Origin of the sequence: Streptomyces sp. SCSIO 30461 (genome assembly GCF_037023745.1) — a bacterium.
Taxonomy (GTDB): Bacteria; Actinomycetota; Actinomycetes; order Streptomycetales; family Streptomycetaceae; genus Streptomyces.
Genome location: NZ_CP146101.1, coordinates 3,827,353 through 3,846,364 on the forward strand (window position 1 = coordinate 3,827,353; position 19,012 = coordinate 3,846,364).

Consider the following 19,012-nt stretch of genomic DNA (forward strand, 5'->3'; position numbering starts at 1 on the left):
CGGATTCCGTGCGCGGTATGCGGACGAGGCAGGCCGACCCCTGCAGGCACGACATCGTCGCGCTGATCGACGGCACCCGTCGCACGCGAGCTCCTGAGGGGTTACGCGAAGCATTCCACCGGGCCCGCTGGTGAGCCGCTTCCGCAGCACCGCCGACAGGCCGGCGCCCCGATGTCGTGGAAGCGGTCGCGGGGGCCTGGGTGGGGGAGCCGGCACGTGCACGACCGCTGGACGGCAGCGGCACTCAGCGCCCCGCACCGGTGGCATGTGGAGGTACAGACGGTCGGACTATGCTTTCCTCCATGAGCCGTTGGGAGGAGTTGACCGGGGGGACGTCCGGGCAGGACTACGCCGCACGATTCACGGCCCTGGCCGGAAGCGGCAAGGACGTGCACGGCGAGGCGCGGCTGTGCGCGGCGCTCGTGCCTGCCGGAGCGCGGGTGCTGGACGCCGGGTGCGGTACCGGGCGGGTGATGATCCGGCTTGCGGAGCTGGGGTACGACTGCGTCGGGGTGGATCGTGATGCCTCGATGCTGGCCGTGGCGCAGCAGGAGGCGCCGGGCCTGCCCTGGTTCCATGCCGATCTGGCCGGGTTCGATCCGGGGCCGTTGGGCATCGCCGCTGAATTCGACCTGGTGGTCGCCGCAGGGAATGTCTTCCCGCTGCTCGCTTCCGGTACCGAAGCCACGGTGCTCAAGAGACTGGCCTCGGTCCTGCGTCCGGGTGGTCTGATCGTTGCCGGCTTCGGCCTGGACGAGGCCCATTTGCCGGTACCGCCCAGCATCACCTTGCGAGAGTACGATCACTGCTGCACCGCGGCCGGTCTGAGCTTCGTCGACCGCTTCGCCACCTGGGATGCCGACCCTTATGACGGCGGCGGCTATGCCGTCAGCGTCCACCGGCGGTGACGTTCTTCCGGCCGGGCTGCACGTGCTCTTCCGAGTTCGTGCGCCGGGTGGTCCTCGGTGACGGGGTCAGCCGGCTCGCGCCCCGCACGGTCCGGTACTGTCGCGTTCGATCAGACGCGGAACGGGCACCTGCACCGTCCGCGCCGGCCCTCCGTCCAGCAGCGAGGTCAGCTCGCGCGCGGCCGTACGGCCGAACTCCACCGTGTCGCGGGAGAGTGCCGACAGCCAGGGTTTGACCATCCGGCACAAAGCGGAGTCCTCCCAGGCGACCACCGACACCTCGTCGGGTACGGAGAAGCCCAGGTCGCCCGCGGCTGCCACTCCGGCGACCGCCATGACGTCGTTGTCGTAGACGAGGCAGGTGGGCGGGTGGTCGCTCCGCAGCACGCGTCGGGTGACCGCGGCGCCCTCCGCGTCGGAGTAGTCCGTGGTCACCGAGCGGACGTCGACCAGACCTCGGCGTTCGGCCTCCGCGCGCAACGTGCGGATGCGGTGCTCGGTGTGGGCGAGGCCCGGCAGCCCGGCGATGTGCACGATCCGGCGGTGCCCGAGCGCGTACAGCTTCTCCACGGCCGCGGCCATCGCGGCCGCGTCGTCCGCCCATACGGTGGACAGCCCCGGATGCCCGGGGTCCGGCGCCCCTCCGATGATCACGGCGGGCAGGCTCAACTCGTCAAGGACGTCCGGGCGGGGATCCTCGACACGCGGGTCGACCATCAGCACCCCGTCCACACGGTGCTCGGCCCACCACCGCCGGTAGACGGCGCATTCGGCCGCCACGTCCTCGACCACCTGGAAGAGCAGGCCGAGTTGGCGCTCCGCCAGCACTTCCTGGATGCCGGAGATGAGCTGCAGGTAGAAGGAGTCCACACCCAGGGTGTCAGCCGGGCGCGCCAGCACCAAGCCGACCGTGGCAGCCCCTTCACCGGACAGCTGGCGCGCTGCGGTGCTGGGGCGCCAGCCCAGCTGCTCGGCGACCCGGCGCACCTTGTCGCGTGTGACGTCGGAGACCCCGGGCCGGTCGTTGAGTGCGAAGGAGACCGCGCTCTCGGATACCCCGGCGCGTAGTGCGATGTCCTTCATCGTCGGTCGGCGCGCGGGTGACCGCTTCGCTGGCACTGCACCCCCTCCTTCTTCCCGGTAGCTCACTAATGCGCTTGAGTGAGGGATCCTAAAGCGCATTAGTGAGATGCTGCAAGTGTCTGGTCAGCCGCGCTTGACCTGGGCTAATGTCACGCCAGCTCATTTAGTTGTCGTCAATGCATTGACTTTCCGAAACGTGGTGGGCAAGGTCGCTGCGCCACCACCTGCACCCATCAGCCGTCACTGCAAGGGAGCCGTTTCGCCGTGTCCATACCCCGCAGAGCACTGCTCGCCGCCGTCGCCCTCGTCCTGCCGCTGACCGCCTGTGGCCCGGGTCAGGACAGCTCGACGGACGCCTCCGGCAAGATCGAGGGCGACATCACCTTTCAGACCTGGAACCTTCGGGCCAACTTCAAGCCGTTCTTCGAAGGTGTGATCGCCGACTTCGAGAAGAAGCACCCCGGCACGCACGTGAAGTGGATCGACCAGCCCGCCGAAGGCTACGCCGACAAGATCAGCGCCGATGCGGCCGGCGGCACGCTGCCCGACGTCGTCAACGTCTCGCCCGACCTCGTCGCGCCGCTCGCCAAGGCCGGCCTCGCGCTCGACCTCGACGCGTCCGCCTCGCAGTACAAGAAGGACTACCTCGAAGGCGCCTGGGCGAGCCACCGGGTCCCGGGCATGTCCGGTACGTACGCGTTCCCCTGGTACCTCAACACCGGCCCGCTCTTCTACAACAAGGCGTTGTTCAAGCAGGCCGGCCTCGACGCCACCAAGCCGCCCACGACGTACGACGAGCTCTTCACCGTGGCCCGGCAGCTGGCCGAGAAGAGCAACGGAAAGGTCGCCACCCTCGCCAACGTCCCCGCCATCGAAGACTTCGGCCGTTACGGCGTCCCGCTCATGAACGAGGAGGGCACCGGCTTCACCTTCAACGACACCAAGGGCGTCGCGCTGTTGACCAAGTACAAGGAGCTGTACGACGCGAAGGCCCTCGACTCGCAGGCGATGACCGCGACGTCCGAGTCGGCGGGCAAGAAGTTCCTCACCGGCGCCGTCGCGATGAACCCGGGTAGCGCCCTGGACCTCGGCAAGTTCAAGGAGCAAGCGCCGAGCCTGTACGAGAACATCGGCATCACGGATCAGATCACCAGCACCGGCAAGGTGAACATGTACGTCATGGGCGTCATGGTCAACGCGCGCACCAAGCACGCCCCGGCCGCGGTCGCCTTCGCCCGCCACGTCACCGACGCGCGGAACCAGATGGCATTCGCCAAGAAGGTCGCCATCTTCCCGAGCACCGCCGGGTCGCTGGACGACCCGTACTTCACCCAGGAGGACGGCACCGACGAGACGCGGGTGCGTGTCGCCGCCGCCAAGTCCCTCAAGAACGCCGCCAACTACACGCCCGTCCTGTTCAGCGAGCAGATGAAGACGGCGCTGCGCAACGAGGTCACCAAGGCGATGCAGGGCAAGGAGACCCCCGAAACCGCGCTTGACAACGCTGTCGGAATCTGTGACCGGCTGCTGAAGCAGCAGGGCTGACCCGCCATGGCGAGCCCCTCCGGCACCGAACGGGTGCCGCGCCCCGCCGCGGGGGAGCGGCGTCCCGGCCCCGCTCCGCGTCGACCGGGCGCCGGGGCGACGCCGCGCCCCCGGGCCCGGCGCCACGTCTCCCGAGTGCGTCGCCAGCGACGGCTGAGCCCGTGGTTGTTCGCGGCACCCGGCCTGCTGGTCGTCAGCGTCTTCGTCCTCCAGCCGTTCGTGTCCACCGTGGTGAACGCCTTCACCGACCGCCGGACGCTGAGTCCCGGCACCTTCGTCGGGCTCGCCAACTTCCGGGAACTCCTGGACGACGAGATGTTCTGGATCGGACTGCGCAACAGCACGTTGTACGTCCTCGGGGTCGTTCCCGCGCTGGTGCTGCTGCCCCTGCTGCTGGCCCTGCTCGTGCAGAAGAACATCCCCGGTGTCGCGTTCTTCCGTTCGGCCTTCTACACACCCGTGGTCGCCTCCATCGTCGTGGTCGGCCTGATCTGGGTGTGGCTCCTGGACGAACGCGGCCTGGTCAACGCGGTGCTGGAGGCCGTCGGGGTCGGCGAGGTCGGCTTCCTCAGCGACCAGTGGCTGCTCCTGATGAGCGCCATGGCCGTGACCGTCTGGAAAGGACTCGGCTACTACATGATCATTTACCTCGCGGCGTTGGCGAACGTGCCTCGTGAACTGCACGAAGCCGCGCGGGTGGACGGCGCGGGGGCTGTTCGCCGCTTCCTCGCCGTGACCGTGCCCGCCGTCCGTTCCACGATGGTGCTGGTCGCCGCACTGTCCTCGGTCGCCGCCTTCAAGGTGTTCTCCGAGGTCTACCTCATGGCGGGCCCCGACGGCGGCCCGGCCGGCGAGGACACCACCCTCGTGATGCTGGTGCAACGCGCCGGCACCGGCTTGACCGGGCGGGTCGGGTACGCCTCTGCCATCTCTGTCGTCGTCTTCCTCGTCACCGTCGTCCTGATGCTGCTGGTGCTGCGTGCGGACCGGAAGGACGAGGTGTGAGCGCCACCGAAGAGACCCCGTGGGGCGGGACGCTCGCCGCCCGGGAGCCGAGGATCCGGGACGAACACGGACGACGCATCGGCATGTGGGAACTCGCCCTGCGCTACTCGCTGCTGCTGGCCGTCCTCGCGCTCACCGTCGGACCCTTCCTGTGGCAGCTGTCCACATCCCTCAAGGGCCCGCACGAGAACATCTTCAGCTCTCCGCCCTCGCTCCTGCCGAGCGAACCGACCCTGCACAACTACCAGCGCGTCAGCGAGACGATCCCCGTATGGGACTACGCACTCAACTCGCTCACGGTCGCCACCGCCAACGTCGTGACCAACTGCGTCGGATCCGCGCTCGCCGGCTACGCTCTGGCCCGGCTGCGCTACACCGGCCGGCGGGCCGCCACCCTGGTGTTCGTGTTGGCGATGCTGGTGCCCGTGGAGAGCATCATCATCGCCCAGTTCACCACCATGCGCGACCTCGGCCTCAACAATACGCTGATCGGCGTGCTGTTGCCCGCCTGCGTCGCCGCGATGAACGTGCTGCTGATGCGCAACGCCTTCCTCAACGTCCCGTATGAGATAGAGGAGGCCGCGTTCGTCGACGGCGCGAACGTCTGGCAGCGTTTCCTTCGGATCGCGCTGCCGTCCGTGAAGGGCACCCTCGCCGTGGTGGCGATCTTCGCCTTCATGGGCGCCTGGGACGACTTCCTGTGGCCGCTGATCGTCCTCAGCGACCCGTCGAAGTTCACGCTGACCATCGGGCTCAACTACCTGCACGGCACCTTCGCCAACGACGAAAGACTGGTCGCCGCGGGCACCATGATCGCCGTGGCACCTCTGATGGCGCTCTTCGCCCTCCTCCAACGCTACTTCTTCCGGGGTGTCGGCGAAGGCGCCGTCAAGGGCTGACCCGCCATCCCGCCATCCGGCCCTACCTGACCCGCGAGGACTCCCGGCATGCCCTCTGCTGTGCGCTTCGGCGTCAACTACACCCCCAGCGAGGGGTGGTTCCACCACTGGCTCGACTTCGACCTCGACTCCGTCCGCGTCGACCTCGACTCCATCGCGGCCCTGGGCCTCGACCACATCCGCGTCTTCCCGCTGTGGCCGCTCTTCCAGCCCAACCGGACGCTCATCCGGCCGCGCGCCGTCGAACAGCTCGTCGCGCTCGCCGACGCAGCGGCCGAGCGCGGACTCGACGTCAACGTGGACGGACTGCAGGGGCACCTGTCCAGCTTCGACTTCCTGCCTGCCTGGACGCAGACCTGGCACCGCCGGAACATCTTCACCGATCCGGACGTCGTCGACGCCCAGGCGGAGTACCTGCGCCGACTGGCGGGCGCGCTGGCCGACCGCCCGAACTTCATCGGAATGACGATCGGGAACGAAGTCAACCAGTTCGCTTCCGGACCGCACCCCGACCCGGACCGGATCACCCCCGAGGAAGCCTCCCGCTGGCTCGTCCGCCTGCTTGCCGCCTGCGAGGACGGCGCCCCCGGCAGACTCCACCTGCACGCCTCGTACGACGCCGCCTGGTACCAGGACGACCAGCCCTTCGCCCCCGAGCACTCGGCGCGGCTCGGCGGCGCGACCGCCGTCCACTCCTGGGTCTTCAACGGAACCGCCCAGCGCTACGGCCGCACCGGTGTCCCAACCGAGCACCACGCCGCGTACCTCGTCGAGCTGTCCAAGGCCTGGGCCGACGACCCACACCGCCCGGTCTGGCTCCAGGAGGTCGGCGCGCCCGCCCCGTTCATCCCCGCCGAGCACGCCGCCGCCTTCACCGAAGCCACCATCGCGAGCGTCCTCGACTGCCCGGAGGTGTGGGGCATCACCTGGTGGTGCTCGCACGACGTCAGCCGCGACCTGGCCGATTTCCCCGAACTGGAGTACAGCTTGGGCCTGCTGACCAACGACCGGCGTACCAAGCCCGCCGGGGAGAGCGTCGCCCGGATCATCGAGCAGTTCAGGCCCATGGCTCCCGCCACCCGGACCACGGCCCTGGTCGTCGACACCACGTCGGGACGTTCGGCGTGCGCTCCGGGCGGGCTCGTGTTCGAAGCCTTCGCCCGGCTGACGGCTGACGGTGCCCGACCCACCACCGTGCTGGTGGACCGCGCCACCGACCCCGACCACCTCGCCGCACGCGGTATCACCGAGGTGCTCACACCCGATCAGGTCCTGAGATGACGGCCGGTACCACCGCACGCACCACAATCCGTCCCCTCACCACACGGAGCACTCAGTGAACCTCAGCAGACGCACGGTCCTGATCGCTGCGGCGAGCACCGCTGCGGGTCTGGCTCCGGGGCTGTCCGGTACGGCGTCCGCCGCACCCCGCACATCCGCGGCGGCCTCCGGTACCGCAGCGACCGGGGGCCTCCAGCCCTACGCCTCCTACTGGTACCCCGACTCCCTGCCCTCGGGCAGCCCCGGCACCGGCATCACCTGGCGCAGCCTGAAGGAGTGGCGCGCCGACAGCGACGCGGATCTGGCTTTCAACGCGGCGTCCGTGCCGCTCGCCGCGCGCTTCACCCCGACCCCCGCGAACACCACCGCCCGCTCCGGCCGGGCCCGCATCCAGTCGCTGGTGTCCTTCGCCCCCACGGCGGGCAATCCCTCACAGGGCTCGGCGACCGCCGACTACTACGCCCTGACCCACTGGGCGTACATCGACGAACTCGTCTTCTGGGGAGGTTCGTCAGGCGAGGGGCTGATCCTCGCGCCCAATGCGCCCGTGGTCGACGCGGCCCACCGTCACGGGGTCCCCGTCCTCGGCAACGTCTTCCTGCCACCCACCCTCTACGGCGGGCAGCTCCAGTGGACCCGTGACCTGGTGCAGAAGGACTCCGGTGGACGCTATCCGCTCGCCGCGCAACTGGTCGCCGTCGCCGAGGCGTACGGCTTCGACGGGTGGTTCGTCAATGCCGAGACCGGCGGTGGTGATGCCGCCCTCGCCGCCGACATGCTCGGCTTCCTGCACGAGCTCAAGAACCTCGGCGCCGCCCGGGGCAAGCGGGTCACCTGGTACGACGCGATGACGGCGAACGGATCGGTGAGCTGGCAGGGCGCCCTGAACGAGCAGAACGAGGGGTTCTTCCAGGACGCCGATTCGATGTTCGTCGACTTCCGATGGTCCGGCGGCACTCTGGCGGCATCGGGGACGAGAGCCGAAGAGCTCGGGCGCAGCCGCTACGAGTTGTGGGCGGGCATCGACGTCGAGGCACGCGGCACCGGAGCGTTCGTGAACTGGGACGCGATCGTCCCGACCGACGCGGCGCACACGGTCTCCGTCGGCCTCTACCGTCCCGAGTGGACCCGCAACCACCTCCCGGCGAGCCGCACGCCCGGCGACTTCCACGCCGCCGACGACCTGTTCTGGACCGGGTCCTCCCTCGACCCCTCCCGGCCGGACACCGGCGCATCCTGGCGGGCCCCCGCCCTCATCGTCGCCGACCGGTCCACCGTGGCCTCCGTCCCCTTCGCCTCTTCGTTCAACACCGGACACGGTCTGAAGTGGTACGAGAACGGCGAGGCCACATCGGAAGCCGGCTGGAACCACCTCGGGCTCCAGGACCGGTTGCCGTCCCGCCGCTGGGTCGTGCACACCACCGGTCGACGCCCGGACGTCACCTTCGACTTCGCGGACGCCTGGCGCGGCGGCAGCAGCGTCCTGGTCGACGGCGCCCTGGACGCCCCGGCCACGCTGGACCTCTACGCCACCCGGCTGCCCCTCTGCACGGACCCCGTGGTCGAGCTGACCCACCGGGCGGATGCGGGCAGCGTCACCGTGGAACTGGCCGTTGCCACCGCCGAGCCCGATTCCGCGGGAGGCGCGCCCCCGTACGTCCACCTGCCGGTGCAGGTGCGGCCCGGAGACGGCTGGCAGACCTCCACCGTGTCACTCGGCGCTCTGTCCGGCACCGTCCACGCGCTGGGCGTCCGACTGACCGGCACCGGCACCGTGCGCTGGCGCCTGGGGAAGCTCGCCGTCCGCGACAAGGCGGTGACCCCGTCGGAGCCGACCGACCTGCGCGTCACCGACGCCGATGAGGGCAGTCTTCGCTTCGCCTGGCAGGCGGCGCCCGACCCCGTACGACACTACGAACTCCACCGCGTTCTCCCCGACGGCACCCGCCGCTTCCTCGGCGGCACCTGCCAGTGCGCCTTCTACGCAGCCGGTCTCGCCCCCGCACAGGGCGAGCGGGATGCGCGGTTCGAACTGCGCGCCGTGGGGGAGCTGTTCACCGTCTCGACACCGCTCACGACCACCCACACCTGGTAGCCGGACCCTCACCCCACGGAGCACTCCAATGCATGACGACCGCATCCTGGTCGAAGCCCGCCTCAAGCGCGTCCTGGAGGAGCGCATTCGCCCCGCCGTGTACCCCGAGTCCGTGCCGCTCGACGTGGCCGTCTGGCACGCCCCCGGCGAGCCGGTCGCGGTGGCCGAGGGACTCGCGGCCGACGTGGAACCGATCGAGACGGGAACGCGCTGGGGCGCTCCGTGGGGCACCAGTTGGTTCCGCATCACCGGCACCGTGCCCCCGGCCTGGGCCGGCCGCACCGTCGAAGCGCTGCTCGACCTCGGCTTCGACGAGAACATGCCGGGTTTCCAGTGCGAGGGTCTGGTCTACCGTCCCGACGGCACCCCGGTGAAGGGTCTCAATCCGCGCAACCAGTGGGTCCGCATCGGTGCCCCCGTAGAGGGCGGTGAGGAGGTCCGGCTGCACATCGAGGCCGCCTCCAACCCCGTCATCCTCGACTACCACCCGTTCCTGCCCACGCAGCTCGGTGACAGGGAGACCGCCGGAAGCGAGCCGCAGTACCGGCTGGAACGCATGGACCTCGCCGTTTTCGACGAGACCGTGTGGCAGCTCGTCATGGACCTGGAAGTCCTCGGCGAGCTGATGGCCGAGCTCCCCGTGGAGTCCGCGAGGCGCTTCGACGTCCTGCGCGCGGTGGTACGCGCCCTGGACGCGCTGGACCTCCAAGACATCGGCGGCACCGCCGACGCGGCGAGGGAGCGTCTCACAGAGGTCCTGTCCGCTCCCGCCGCGGCCTCGGCGCACCGCATCAGCGCCGTCGGCCACGCGCACATCGACTCCGCCTGGCTGTGGCCGCTGCGCGAGACCGTGCGCAAGGTGGCCCGGACCACGTCCAACATGACCGCACTCCTGGAGGACGAACCGGACTTCGTCTTCGCCATGTCCCAGGCACAGCAGTGGGCCTGGGTGAAGGAACACCGGCCCGAGGTGTGGGCACGTGTGAAGGAGGCCGTGGCCGAAGGGCGCTTCGTGCCGGCCGGCGGCATGTGGGTCGAGGCGGACACCAACATGCCCGGTTCGGAGGCGATGGCCCGTCAGTTCGTGTACGGAAAACGCTTCTTCCTCGACGAATTCGGGATCGAGAGCGACGAGGCCTGGCTGCCCGACACCTTCGGCTTCGCCGCCGGGCTCCCGCAGATCATCAAGGCGGCGGGCTCCAAGTGGCTGCTCACCCAGAAGATCTCCTGGTCGCAGATCAACAAGTTCCCGCACCACACCTTCCAGTGGGAGGGCATCGACGGCACCCGGATCTTCACGCACTTCCCGCCCGTCGACACCTACAACTGCTCCATGAAGGGCAGCGAGATCGCCCACGCGGCGGCCAACTTCAAGGACAAGGGGGTCGCCCGCCGCTCCCTCGCACCCACCGGCTGGGGCGACGGAGGCGGCGGCACCACCCGTGAGATGGTGGCCAAGGCCGCCCGGCTCCGCGACCTCGAGGGCTCCGCGACCGTGGTGTGGGAGACACCCCGGGAGTTCTTCACCAAGGCCGCCGCCGAATACCCCGACGCCCCCGTATGGGTCGGCGAACTGTACCTGGAACTCCACCGCGCGACGCTCACCAGCCAGGCCGGTACCAAACAGGGGAACCGACGCAGCGAACACCTCTTGCGCGAGGCGGAACTGTGGGCTGCCACCGCGGCCGTGCGGACCGGACTGCCCTATCCGCACGAGGACCTGGACCGCATCTGGAAGACGGTGCTGCTCCACCAGTTCCACGACATCCTGCCCGGATCGTCGATCGCCTGGGTGCACCGGGAGGCACGCGCCACCTATCGCCGTGTGGCCGAGGAACTCGGCGAGATCATCGAGAACGCGCAGCGCTCGCTCGCCGGGGAGGGCACGACCAGGCTGCTGTTCAATTCGACGCCGCACACCCGGGACGGCGTGCCGGCGGGCGGAGCCGGCACGCCCCGGAGCGCCGGTGAGGTCGCGCTTGCCTCCCGGGCGCAGGGCGGCTACGTCCTGGACAACGGGCGGCTGCGCGTCGAGGTGGACGGCCGCGGGCTCGTCGTCTCCGCGTACGACCTCACGGCCGAGCGTGAGGCAGTGGCACCGGGAAGCGCCGCGAACCTGCTCCAGATCCACCCCGACTTCCCGAACATGTGGGACGCCTGGGACGTCGACGAGTTCTACCGCAACACCGTCACGGACCTGGTCGACGTCGACGACGTGGTACCCGGGGAGGACGGCGTATCGGTCCGGATCGTCCGGTCCTTCGGCGCGTCGAAGGTCGTCCAGGTGCTGTCGCTCGCGCCTGACGCGCCACGCCTGGACATCGACACGGAGGTGGATTGGCACGAGACCGAGAAGTTCCTGAAGCTCGCCTTCCCTCTCGACGTGCACGCCGAACGGTATGCTTCCGAAACCCAGTTCGGGCACTTCTACCGCCCCACCCACACCAACACGTCGTGGGACGCTGCCAAGTTCGAGGCGTGCAACCACCGTTTCGTGCACATCGAGGAGCCCGGCTGGGGGGTTGCCCTGGTGAACGACACGACCTACGGCCACGACGTGACCCGGACCGTGCGCGACGAGGACGGCGGGACGACCACCGTCGTGCGCGTCTCACTGCTGCGTGCTCCGCGCTTCCCGGACCCCGAGACCGACCAGGACGTCCACCGGTTCCGGCACGCGATGGTCGCCGGTGGGGGGATCGCAGACGCGGTGCGCGAGGGCTGGCGCATCAACCTTCCGCAGCGCCGGCTCACCGGCGCCCGTGAGGTCGCGCCGCTGATCGGCGTCGATGAGGACGCGGTGGTCGTGACCGCCGTCAAACTCGCCGACGACGGCACGGGAGACGTGGTCGTCCGGTGCCACGAGGCGCACGGCGGTCGTACCCGGGCCACCCTGACGGCCGGCTTCGACGTGGCGTCCGTTGCGGTCGTCGACCTGCTGGAGCGCCCGCTCCACGGTGAGGCGGCCCCGAGCAGGGACGGCAACCGCATCAGCCTCCGGTTGCGCCCCTTCGAACTGGTGACGCTCCGGCTGCGGCGTGTCTGACCGGGGCGCCCGTTTCGAACGGCGGAAGCCCGATGCACCCTCACCGGGAGCCGTCGTCGGCTGTCCCCGTCCCGGGCAGGCCGCCGTAGTCGGCGACGTAGCGGCGGGCGAGCTCGACGGGAGGGTGTTCCCACAGATGTGCGGGGTTGCCGTCGTACCAGCCCATGTAGCGCTGGTAGATCGCTTTGACGTTGTGGCTCACCGACCCGTAGTAGCCGCGCTGGGACCAGTTGGCTTCGAGCGAGGGCGGCAGCCGTACGTGCTCGGCGATCTCGGTACCGGTCAGCCCTTTGTTGGTCAGACGTAGCGTCTGGTCGTGCAGATAGGCATACAGGTCCCGTTGGGCCGTGAGGAACTCGGCGATGGCATCGGTCTCCCCGGTGGGCCAGTGGTGGGAGGCGAAGGCGACGTCCGCCTCCGGGGCGAACAGGTTCAGTGCCTCGTCGAGGTAGCGGGCCCAGAGGCGCGCGTCGCGGATCTCGGCGCCGCGCAGGGTGAGCACGTTGTGCATGGTGTGGGTGGCGTTCTCGGCCATGCACAGCGCGCGCCGCTCCGGCAGGAGGAAGTTCATCTCCGCCGGGGCCTCGGTGTCCGGCGTGAGCTGGAACACGAACCTCACGCCGTCGACGGTCTCCTCCTGACCGGTTCGGGTGACGTCACGCGTGGGCTGAATGAGGGTGACGGTGCCGTTGGAAACGGACATCCCCAGTCCACAGCCGACCCGCCCCGTGGGGGACTCGTCGAGCAGGACGCCCTACATGTAGGCGGCACGGCGGGCCATGGCGGTGGCCCGCGTAGACGTTCTCACTGACCAAGTGCTCGGTGAATCCCTGGGGGGCGAACACCGGAACGTCCCCCGCCCCGTCGGGCAGCACGCCGCCGGCGCCGCCGAAGTGGTCCGTGTGGGTGTAGATCAGGGCGGTGACGGGACGGTCGCCTCGATGGACGCGGTACAGGGAGAGCGCGGCCGCGGCGGTCTCGGCGGAGATGAGCGGGTCGACGACGATCACACCGTCGGTGCCCTCGATGAGGGTCATGTTGGACAGATCGAGGTTGCGGACCTGGTAGACGCCCTCGGTCACTTCGTAGAGCCCCTGCCTCGCCGCACAGTCGGCTCTGCCGCCACAGGCCGGGATGCACGGTGTCCGGGCAGTCGGGGTTCTCGAGGAAGCCGTATGCTCCGCAGTCCCAGATGACGTGCCCGTCCTCGCTGGTGATCCGTGCGGAGGGCGGGGCGGCTACGAAGTCACGGTCGGCGGCGGACGGCCCGCGGGCGTCGGAGTGGCCGGGGTGCTTCATACGCGCATGGTAGGAGCGCGTCCCCTCCGCAGGTCGCCGGTACGGGGTGCGTCGTCACCGGTTCACCCGTCTTACGCACGGTCAGCGGAGCAGGACACCACGCGCGTTGGGCATCCAGGTGTGCTCCGGACCGATCGGCCCCTGTTGCGCGGGGTCACGGCTTCCGTGCTCGGACGCGGATGTCCCCGACGGCACCGGCGAGTGGCGTACGGCGTCGCGGGGACACGCATGGTCTGCCGGTACCCGAGGAGGGCACCGGCAGACCGGGAGCGGTACGTCAGAAGGTCAGGCTCCAGGAGTCGATGTACCCGGTGTCCTCGGCGTAGGCATCGGACACCCTCAGCTTCCAGGTGCCGTTGGCGGCCACCCCGGAGGCGTCGACGGTGTACGTGGTGACGAGGTTTGCGGTGCTGTCGTCGGAGGCGTCCTTCAGGCGCGCGGAGGCGCCGTTCGGGGCGACGATCTCGATGACCAGGTCACCCCGGTAGGAGTGCTTGATATCGACGTCGATCTTCAGGTCCGACGGGGCGTTGCCGCTGATGCCGCTCACCGAGATCGGTGAGGTGACCCAGCCACCGTTGTCGGGGATGCTGACGTCGGTGGTGCTGCGGAAGACGTTCGAGTCGCTGGGCGGCTCGGTCGTGCTGCTGGAGCCGAGCGTGGCCGCCGCGTCTGCGAGGCCGGCGCCGCAGCCGCCGGAGCAGGAGCCCGGCAGCGTGCGGGCCTTGCTCTTGATGGTGGACTCGATCTGCGCCGGGGTCAGCGACGGGTTGGCGTCGACCAACAGTGCGGCGAGGCCGGTGATGTGCGGGGCCGCCATGCTGGTGCCCTGGTAGGCGGCGTAGGTCTCGCTGCCTACGCTGCGGGTACCGGTGTTGAGCGTGGACAGGATGCCGTTGGAGTCGCTCACCGCGGTCTCGCCACCGGGCGCCGTGATGTCGACGACGCTCCCGTAGTTGGAGTACGAGGCCCGGTTGCCCTGGCGGTCGCTTGCGGCGACGGTGATGACGTTGCTGCAGCTGGCCGGGTTGTAGTAGGCGGCGTTGTAGTTGTCGTTGCCCGCCGCGACGACGAGCGTCGTGCCGCGGTCCACGGCCGCGTTGATCGCGCTCTGGGTGCCCGAGTCGCAGCCGCCCTCGCCGCCGAAGCTCATGTTGATGACGTCTGCCGGGTTCGGGTTGTTCGGCACGCCCTGCACGGAGCCGCCGGACGCCCAGGTGATCGCGTCGATGATGTCGGCGGTCGTCCCGCCGCACTTGCCGAGCACGCGGACCGGCTGGATCGTCGCGTCGTACGCGATGCCCGCCACGCCCTTACCGTTGTTCGCGTCCGCGGCGATCGTGCCGGCGACGTGCGTGCCGTGCCAGGAGTTGTCGATGTCCTGCCCCGGCACGGGCAGGCCGTTGCTGTCGGTTCCGCACTCGCCGCGGTCCATCCAGTCGCCCGGGTCGGCCGGGTTGCTGTCCCGGCCGCCGCCGTCGTTGGCCATGGACGGGTCGGAGATGAAGTCGTAGCCGCTGATGATGTTGGCCGCGAGGTCGGAGTGGGCCACGTATCCGGTGTCGATCACGGCGACCTTGACGCCCTGCCCGGTGGCCTTGTCCCAGGCGCCGGGCACGTTCATACCGGCTGTGCTCTCGAAGAGGTCCCACTGCTTGCTGTACTGGGTGTCGTTCGGTGTGACGGACGTGGCGTACACGCGGGTGTCGGGGACGACGTAGGCGACGTCGGGGTCGGCCCGGAAGGCGTCCATGATGTCGGCGATGTCGGCCTTGTCCTTCTTGCCGCCGAGGTCGATGAGGGCGGCTCCGGTGCCGAGACGGCGGTCGAAGTCGAGGGACTCACCGGCCTTCTTGCCCTTGGACCGGGCATCCTTGCCCGCCTCGGAGTCCGATGCGGCCTCTGCGGCGCGGGTCTTGTAGCCGACGATCAGACGTTCGACGGGCGCGTCGGCATTGGCCGGGGATGCGGCTGCCGCGGGAGCGGCGTTGGAGGGCGCCGGGGGCGCCGGGGCGGCGGTGGAGGTTGTGGCTCCTGCGGTGAGCAGTGCGGTGGCGGTCACAGCGAGCACGGATATGCGAAAGGGTCTGGAACCGTTCAAGGTGCTGCCTTTCCAGTCTGTTCCCGACCGGTCGACCGAAGTGGGTAGGTTCGGTACATGACAAGTCGGGCCCTGCGGCCGCATCAGGGTGGGGGGGTTGAGGGCGGCCGGACCGGGCAGGGCATCGTGCTCGTGACGATGCCCGTGTGCGCGGCTTCAGCCGGTCGACGCGTGTCTCAGTCGCTCCCCTTGGCGGCGGATGCGCGGTCGACCGGCACGTGGAACGAACCTACGGTCGAATCCCGCATGCGGAATATCCGGGTCGCGGTCACTACGGATACGTGATTAATCCCTGACCAGGGCTCGACGGTCCGATTGATCACCGGATGCGGGGTTCGTGGACGGTTGATCTACGCACCGTGGTGCATGCCTATACGGATACGCATATGTGTATAGGTGCGGGTGTGTGGGCTGGCGAGGTCATGCGATGCCGGGCGCGCGGGCCGGAACGGCGTGCGATCCCTCCGGCTCGTCCGGCACGACCGACGCGCGCCGCCCGGCGACTTCCCACCGCTCGGCGAGGTCCTGGCGGGAGGGCGTGCCCAGTTTGCGCATGGCTCGGGCCACGTGCTGCTCGACCGTCCGCGGCGACAGATGCAACGTCGTCGCGATCTCCCGATTGGTGAGCCCCGTCGCCGCGAGTTCGGCAACCTCGCGCTCGCGTGGGGAGAGGTGGCCACCGTAGGAGGGGCGGCCCGGCGGCCGGCCCTCCCTGGCCGGCTGGTGCCGGCGGAGCTCGGCGCGGGCCCGAGCAGCGTCCCACACTGCTCCGAGTTCGGTGAACCGGGCGGCGCAAGAGGCCAGTTCATGGACGGCGGGAGCGGCGGCCCCGTCGGGGTCGCCCCCCTGCTCCGCGGACCCCGGGGCCTGCACCCCGAGGGCTTCGAGGGCGCAGCGTGCCGCGCCCTCGGCGGCCAGCAACCGGGCGTACGGACGCGGTACCTGCTCGAACACCGCGGCAGCGTCGCGGTAGTGCGGGATGGCGTCCAGCGGACGGCCCTCCACCTCGGCCAGTACCGCCCGGCTCCAGCTCAACGCGGCCGTCGCGGAAGGCGCGTCCACCCCGGCGAGACCAGTCGCGAGGTCCTCGACCATGGACCGGGCCGCCGCCCGCTCGCCGACGCGCGCCATCGCCTCAACGGCCCAGGGCGCCGACTCGGCCGCCCACGGCCACACGCCTTTCGCCGCCGCCTTCGCCCAGGAACTCCCGGCCTCCTCCGCCGCAGCGGGAATGTCCTGGCGTGCCAACGCCAACCGGATGAGAGCCCCGGACGTGGCGGCGGCGTGCGGCGCGGCGGCGTGTTCGGCCGACGACGCGTCCGAGCCGGACAGCCACGACAGCGCGGTACCCCAGTCGCCCTGCGCGAGGGCGAGCAGACCCCGAACCATGCGCGCGTCGGCGCTGATGACCGGCATGTCCGCGGTGGCGGCGACGAATTCCTCGCAGCGTTCGATGAGCCCTGTCCACCGCCCGGAAAACCACTCCAGCAGGAGCGTCGCCCCGAGTGCGGTGTGCTCGGTGTACGGGGCACCGCTTCGAGCGGACAGCTCCCGGCCCTGGTGCAGCAGCTTCTCGGCCCGTCCGAGGTGCCCGAGCCATATCGCCGAGTCGGCCGCGTTGCACAGCCCGCGGGCGGCGTGCCGGCGGATGCTGGGGTCGGAATGGTCGGTGGGTAGGGACTTCAGCAGGTCCCATGCCCCAGGATCGCCGCAACTCATGGCCAGTCCGGCGCGGTTGGCCTGGACGGCCGAGCGCACGGTCTCGTCCCCACTGTCGTCGGCGGCCACCTCGGCGTCCTCCAGCCAGGCGCGGTGGACGTCGATGGACGAGCCGGGCCAGTACGGCATTGCCAGGGCTGACATGGCGCGGGCAGCCAACGCCGGTCGCTCACTGCGCAGTTCGGCAGCGGCGCGCTCCAGCTCCGTCCAGCCGGTGCCGCCCATGCCGACCTGGTTGCACAACAGCAGTCCGAGGTCGAGCCGGATCTCACCGCGCAACACTGCGGGAAGGCTCCCGTCCTCCACGATCTGCGACAGCACATCGACGGTCTGGTCCGAGCGCAGTCCGTCGACGGCGATGCCGGCCAGCAGCGGCGCCAGCCGCTCCCGCGATCCCCGGGGTACGTCGGGAGAAGCGAGGGTCTGCTCCAGGAGCGTGATCGCCGCTTGATGGTCGCCGGCATCGGCGGCCAGGTCCGCGGCCTGTTCCACGGCCCGCAACCAGGCCCGTACCCGGCCGGCTTCACGGTGGTGCCGCGCGAGCGCCGCCCACGGCACCGGCTGCCTCCGCACGAGCACGTCGGCGGCTCTTGCATGCAGTTCCTGGCGAACGGGGCCGGGCAGTACCCGCCCTATGGTCCGGGCGGCGAGTGGGACGAACAGTCCGTACCGGCGGTCGGGGTACTCGGTGAGAACGGCCGCGTCGAGCGCCGCGACCAACGCGGCGTTGAGCGCCGGGTTCCGCTCTCCTTTGCCCACCGGTGAGGGGTTCCGCGCAGGGCCGTCGCCAGGAGCTGCCGACGCGGCGGCCACCGTCAGCAGTTCCTCTCTGGTCACCGGCTCGTCCAGCACGGCTGCCGCCCACGCCACGGCCCGCTGTGGAGCGGGTAGTGAGGCCGTGCGGCTCAGAGCCAGTTCGGTGAGGCGTACGGGCACGCCCGCTGCGTCCACGTCGGCCGCCGTGCACCGCTGCGCGTCGTGCCCCCGCAACACCGCCAACAGGTCGACCACCACCTGCGCCACGCCGCCGGACCGCGCGTGCAGCCGGGCGACGGCCTCGGGCGTACAGCGGTCACCGAGGGCGGTCGTGGCGGCCTGCCGTACCTGATCGGGGGCCCACGGTGCGATCTGGTGCTCGAAGACGACCAGCTCCCGCGGGTAGCGCACGGGTGGTGCACCCAGGGGAAGACCCGGCTCGGGCAGTTCCTCGGGTCGGTACAGCAGCACGGTCGCGCGGGGTGGCCGGGGCCGCTCCAGCACACGGCGCAGCGCATTGCGCTCGGCCACGTCCGCCCTGTGCAGGTCGTCCACCAGAAGCAGGACGGGCCCGTCCCCGGTCGGGTCGGGCGGGGTGGCGTCCTCGCCGCACGTCCACGTCAGCAACTCGGCGCCGGCCGCCTCGGGGAGATCGGCGAGCCGGCGTACGAGGTGGCTCTTCCCGGTGCCGGCCGCCCCCGCCACCAGGACGAGCAGCGGCTCGTCCGTCCCGGAGATGAGGGTGCGCCGCAGGTGGTGTTCCCAGACCGGTGTGTTCATGCTGCCTGCTCCCTCGCTCCGGGGATCCCCGCGCCCGGGGTCCGGTGGTGCCCAAGTCTGCCGCATCGTCCGAGCGGTGGGCCGTACGGGCGGATGCTGCCCGGCGGCCGGTGCGCCGTCAGCCTGTGACCTGCTCCGTCGCCTTCCGCAGTGCTGTGACACCGGCGCAGCCGGGCTACTCCCGGCCGCCGTTGGAACTGCGCGCCTTGCTCGTCCTGACGCGCGTCGGGAACGACCGATGGCGGACGACCCCCCGCGGCACCCATCGCCCGGCGTGATGGGTGCCCCGTGCAGTGGTGTTTCCGTACGGCGACGTCTCCCGCAAGGAAGAGTTGCCACCAGTGGTCACGCCTTTACTTTGCGTGACGGGGGCCGCAGGAGAAGTGCCGTCCGGCCGCCGGTGTCACCGCCGGTGCTCCGTTCCGGAAGCGGGAAGGACTGGGCGCGCCGCCGGCGGCCGGCGAGGTCCGGCCGACAGGCGACGGGCCGGACGGG

General features: G+C 70.3%; 12 protein-coding genes. 7 read left to right on the forward strand and 5 right to left on the reverse strand.

The window, feature by feature from the left end; translation table 11 throughout:
* The first annotated feature begins 302 nt into the window (after positions 1-302).
* The gene (locus tag V1460_RS16840; RefSeq protein WP_338674512.1) at positions 303-908 is read left to right on the forward strand and encodes a class I SAM-dependent methyltransferase; all 606 of its coding nucleotides are present in this window, start codon (positions 303-305) and stop codon (positions 906-908) included.
* 66 nt (positions 909-974) lie between these two features.
* On the opposite strand, the gene V1460_RS16845 is transcribed toward V1460_RS16840, so the two are convergent.
* On the reverse strand, positions 975-2,027 hold the full coding sequence (locus tag V1460_RS16845; RefSeq protein WP_338674513.1) for a LacI family DNA-binding transcriptional regulator: 1,053 nt from the start codon (positions 2,025-2,027) through the stop codon (positions 975-977).
* 228 nt (positions 2,028-2,255) lie between these two features.
* Here V1460_RS16845 and V1460_RS16850 point away from each other — a divergent pair, with 228 nt between their 5' ends.
* Genes V1460_RS16850 through V1460_RS16875 form a run of 6 tightly spaced genes read left to right on the forward strand, consistent with a single transcriptional unit; the run spans position 2,256 to position 11,862 of the window.
* A complete protein-coding gene (locus V1460_RS16850) occupies positions 2,256-3,536 on the forward strand; it encodes a sugar ABC transporter substrate-binding protein (protein ID WP_338674514.1) in 1,281 nt (426 codons plus the stop codon).
* Between the two features lie 6 nt (positions 3,537-3,542).
* A complete protein-coding gene (locus V1460_RS16855; RefSeq protein WP_338674515.1) occupies positions 3,543-4,541 on the forward strand; it encodes a sugar ABC transporter permease in 999 nt (332 codons plus the stop codon).
* A complete protein-coding gene (locus tag V1460_RS16860) occupies positions 4,538-5,440 on the forward strand; it encodes a carbohydrate ABC transporter permease (protein ID WP_338674516.1) in 903 nt (300 codons plus the stop codon). Before V1460_RS16855 ends, V1460_RS16860 begins: the two co-directional genes overlap by 4 nt.
* A gap of 48 nt (positions 5,441-5,488) precedes the next feature.
* Complete coding sequence (locus tag V1460_RS16865) at positions 5,489-6,721, forward strand: glycosyl hydrolase (protein WP_338674517.1); 1,233 nt, start codon at positions 5,489-5,491, stop codon at positions 6,719-6,721.
* A 55-nt stretch (positions 6,722-6,776) separates the two neighbouring features.
* On the forward strand, positions 6,777-8,816 hold the full coding sequence (locus V1460_RS16870; protein WP_338674518.1) for an endo-beta-N-acetylglucosaminidase: 2,040 nt from the start codon (positions 6,777-6,779) through the stop codon (positions 8,814-8,816).
* Between the two features lie 28 nt (positions 8,817-8,844).
* The gene (locus tag V1460_RS16875) at positions 8,845-11,862 is read left to right on the forward strand and encodes a glycoside hydrolase family 38 C-terminal domain-containing protein (RefSeq protein ID WP_338674519.1); all 3,018 of its coding nucleotides are present in this window, start codon (positions 8,845-8,847) and stop codon (positions 11,860-11,862) included.
* A gap of 40 nt (positions 11,863-11,902) precedes the next feature.
* Here the strand turns inward: V1460_RS16875 and V1460_RS16880 are convergent, their stop codons facing one another.
* From V1460_RS16880 to V1460_RS16895, 4 genes are all read right to left on the reverse strand, one after another.
* Positions 11,903-12,565: an alkyl sulfatase dimerization domain-containing protein gene (locus tag V1460_RS16880; protein WP_338674520.1), complete on the reverse strand. Its 663-nt coding sequence runs from the start codon at positions 12,563-12,565 to the stop codon at positions 11,903-11,905.
* Complete coding sequence (locus V1460_RS16885; RefSeq protein WP_338674521.1) at positions 12,519-12,944, reverse strand: MBL fold metallo-hydrolase; 426 nt, start codon at positions 12,942-12,944, stop codon at positions 12,519-12,521. The genes V1460_RS16880 and V1460_RS16885 overlap by 47 nt, the downstream gene beginning before the upstream one ends.
* A gap of 494 nt (positions 12,945-13,438) precedes the next feature.
* Positions 13,439-15,232, reverse strand: coding sequence for a S8 family serine peptidase (locus V1460_RS16890; RefSeq protein WP_338674522.1), 1,794 nt, complete (start codon positions 15,230-15,232; stop codon positions 13,439-13,441).
* 450 nt (positions 15,233-15,682) lie between these two features.
* A complete protein-coding gene (locus V1460_RS16895; RefSeq protein WP_338674523.1) occupies positions 15,683-18,517 on the reverse strand; it encodes a LuxR C-terminal-related transcriptional regulator in 2,835 nt (944 codons plus the stop codon).
* Positions 18,518-19,012 lie beyond the last annotated feature (495 nt).

Excerpts from the sequence above, each read along its gene's own strand:
- V1460_RS16855 (WP_338674515.1), top strand. The coding sequence starts at position 3,543 with ATGGCGAGCCCCTCCGGCACCGAACGGGTGCCGCGCCCCGCCGCGGGG.
- V1460_RS16865 (WP_338674517.1), top strand. The coding sequence starts at position 5,489 with ATGCCCTCTGCTGTGCGCTTCGGCGTCAACTACACCCCCAGCGAGGGG.
- V1460_RS16840 (WP_338674512.1), top strand. The coding sequence starts at position 303 with ATGAGCCGTTGGGAGGAGTTGACCGGGGGGACGTCCGGGCAGGACTAC.
- V1460_RS16895 (WP_338674523.1), bottom strand. The coding sequence starts at position 18,517 with ATGAACACACCGGTCTGGGAACACCACCTGCGGCGCACCCTCATCTCC.
- V1460_RS16880 (WP_338674520.1), bottom strand. The coding sequence starts at position 12,565 with ATGTCCGTTTCCAACGGCACCGTCACCCTCATTCAGCCCACGCGTGAC.
- V1460_RS16875 (WP_338674519.1), top strand. The coding sequence starts at position 8,845 with ATGCATGACGACCGCATCCTGGTCGAAGCCCGCCTCAAGCGCGTCCTG.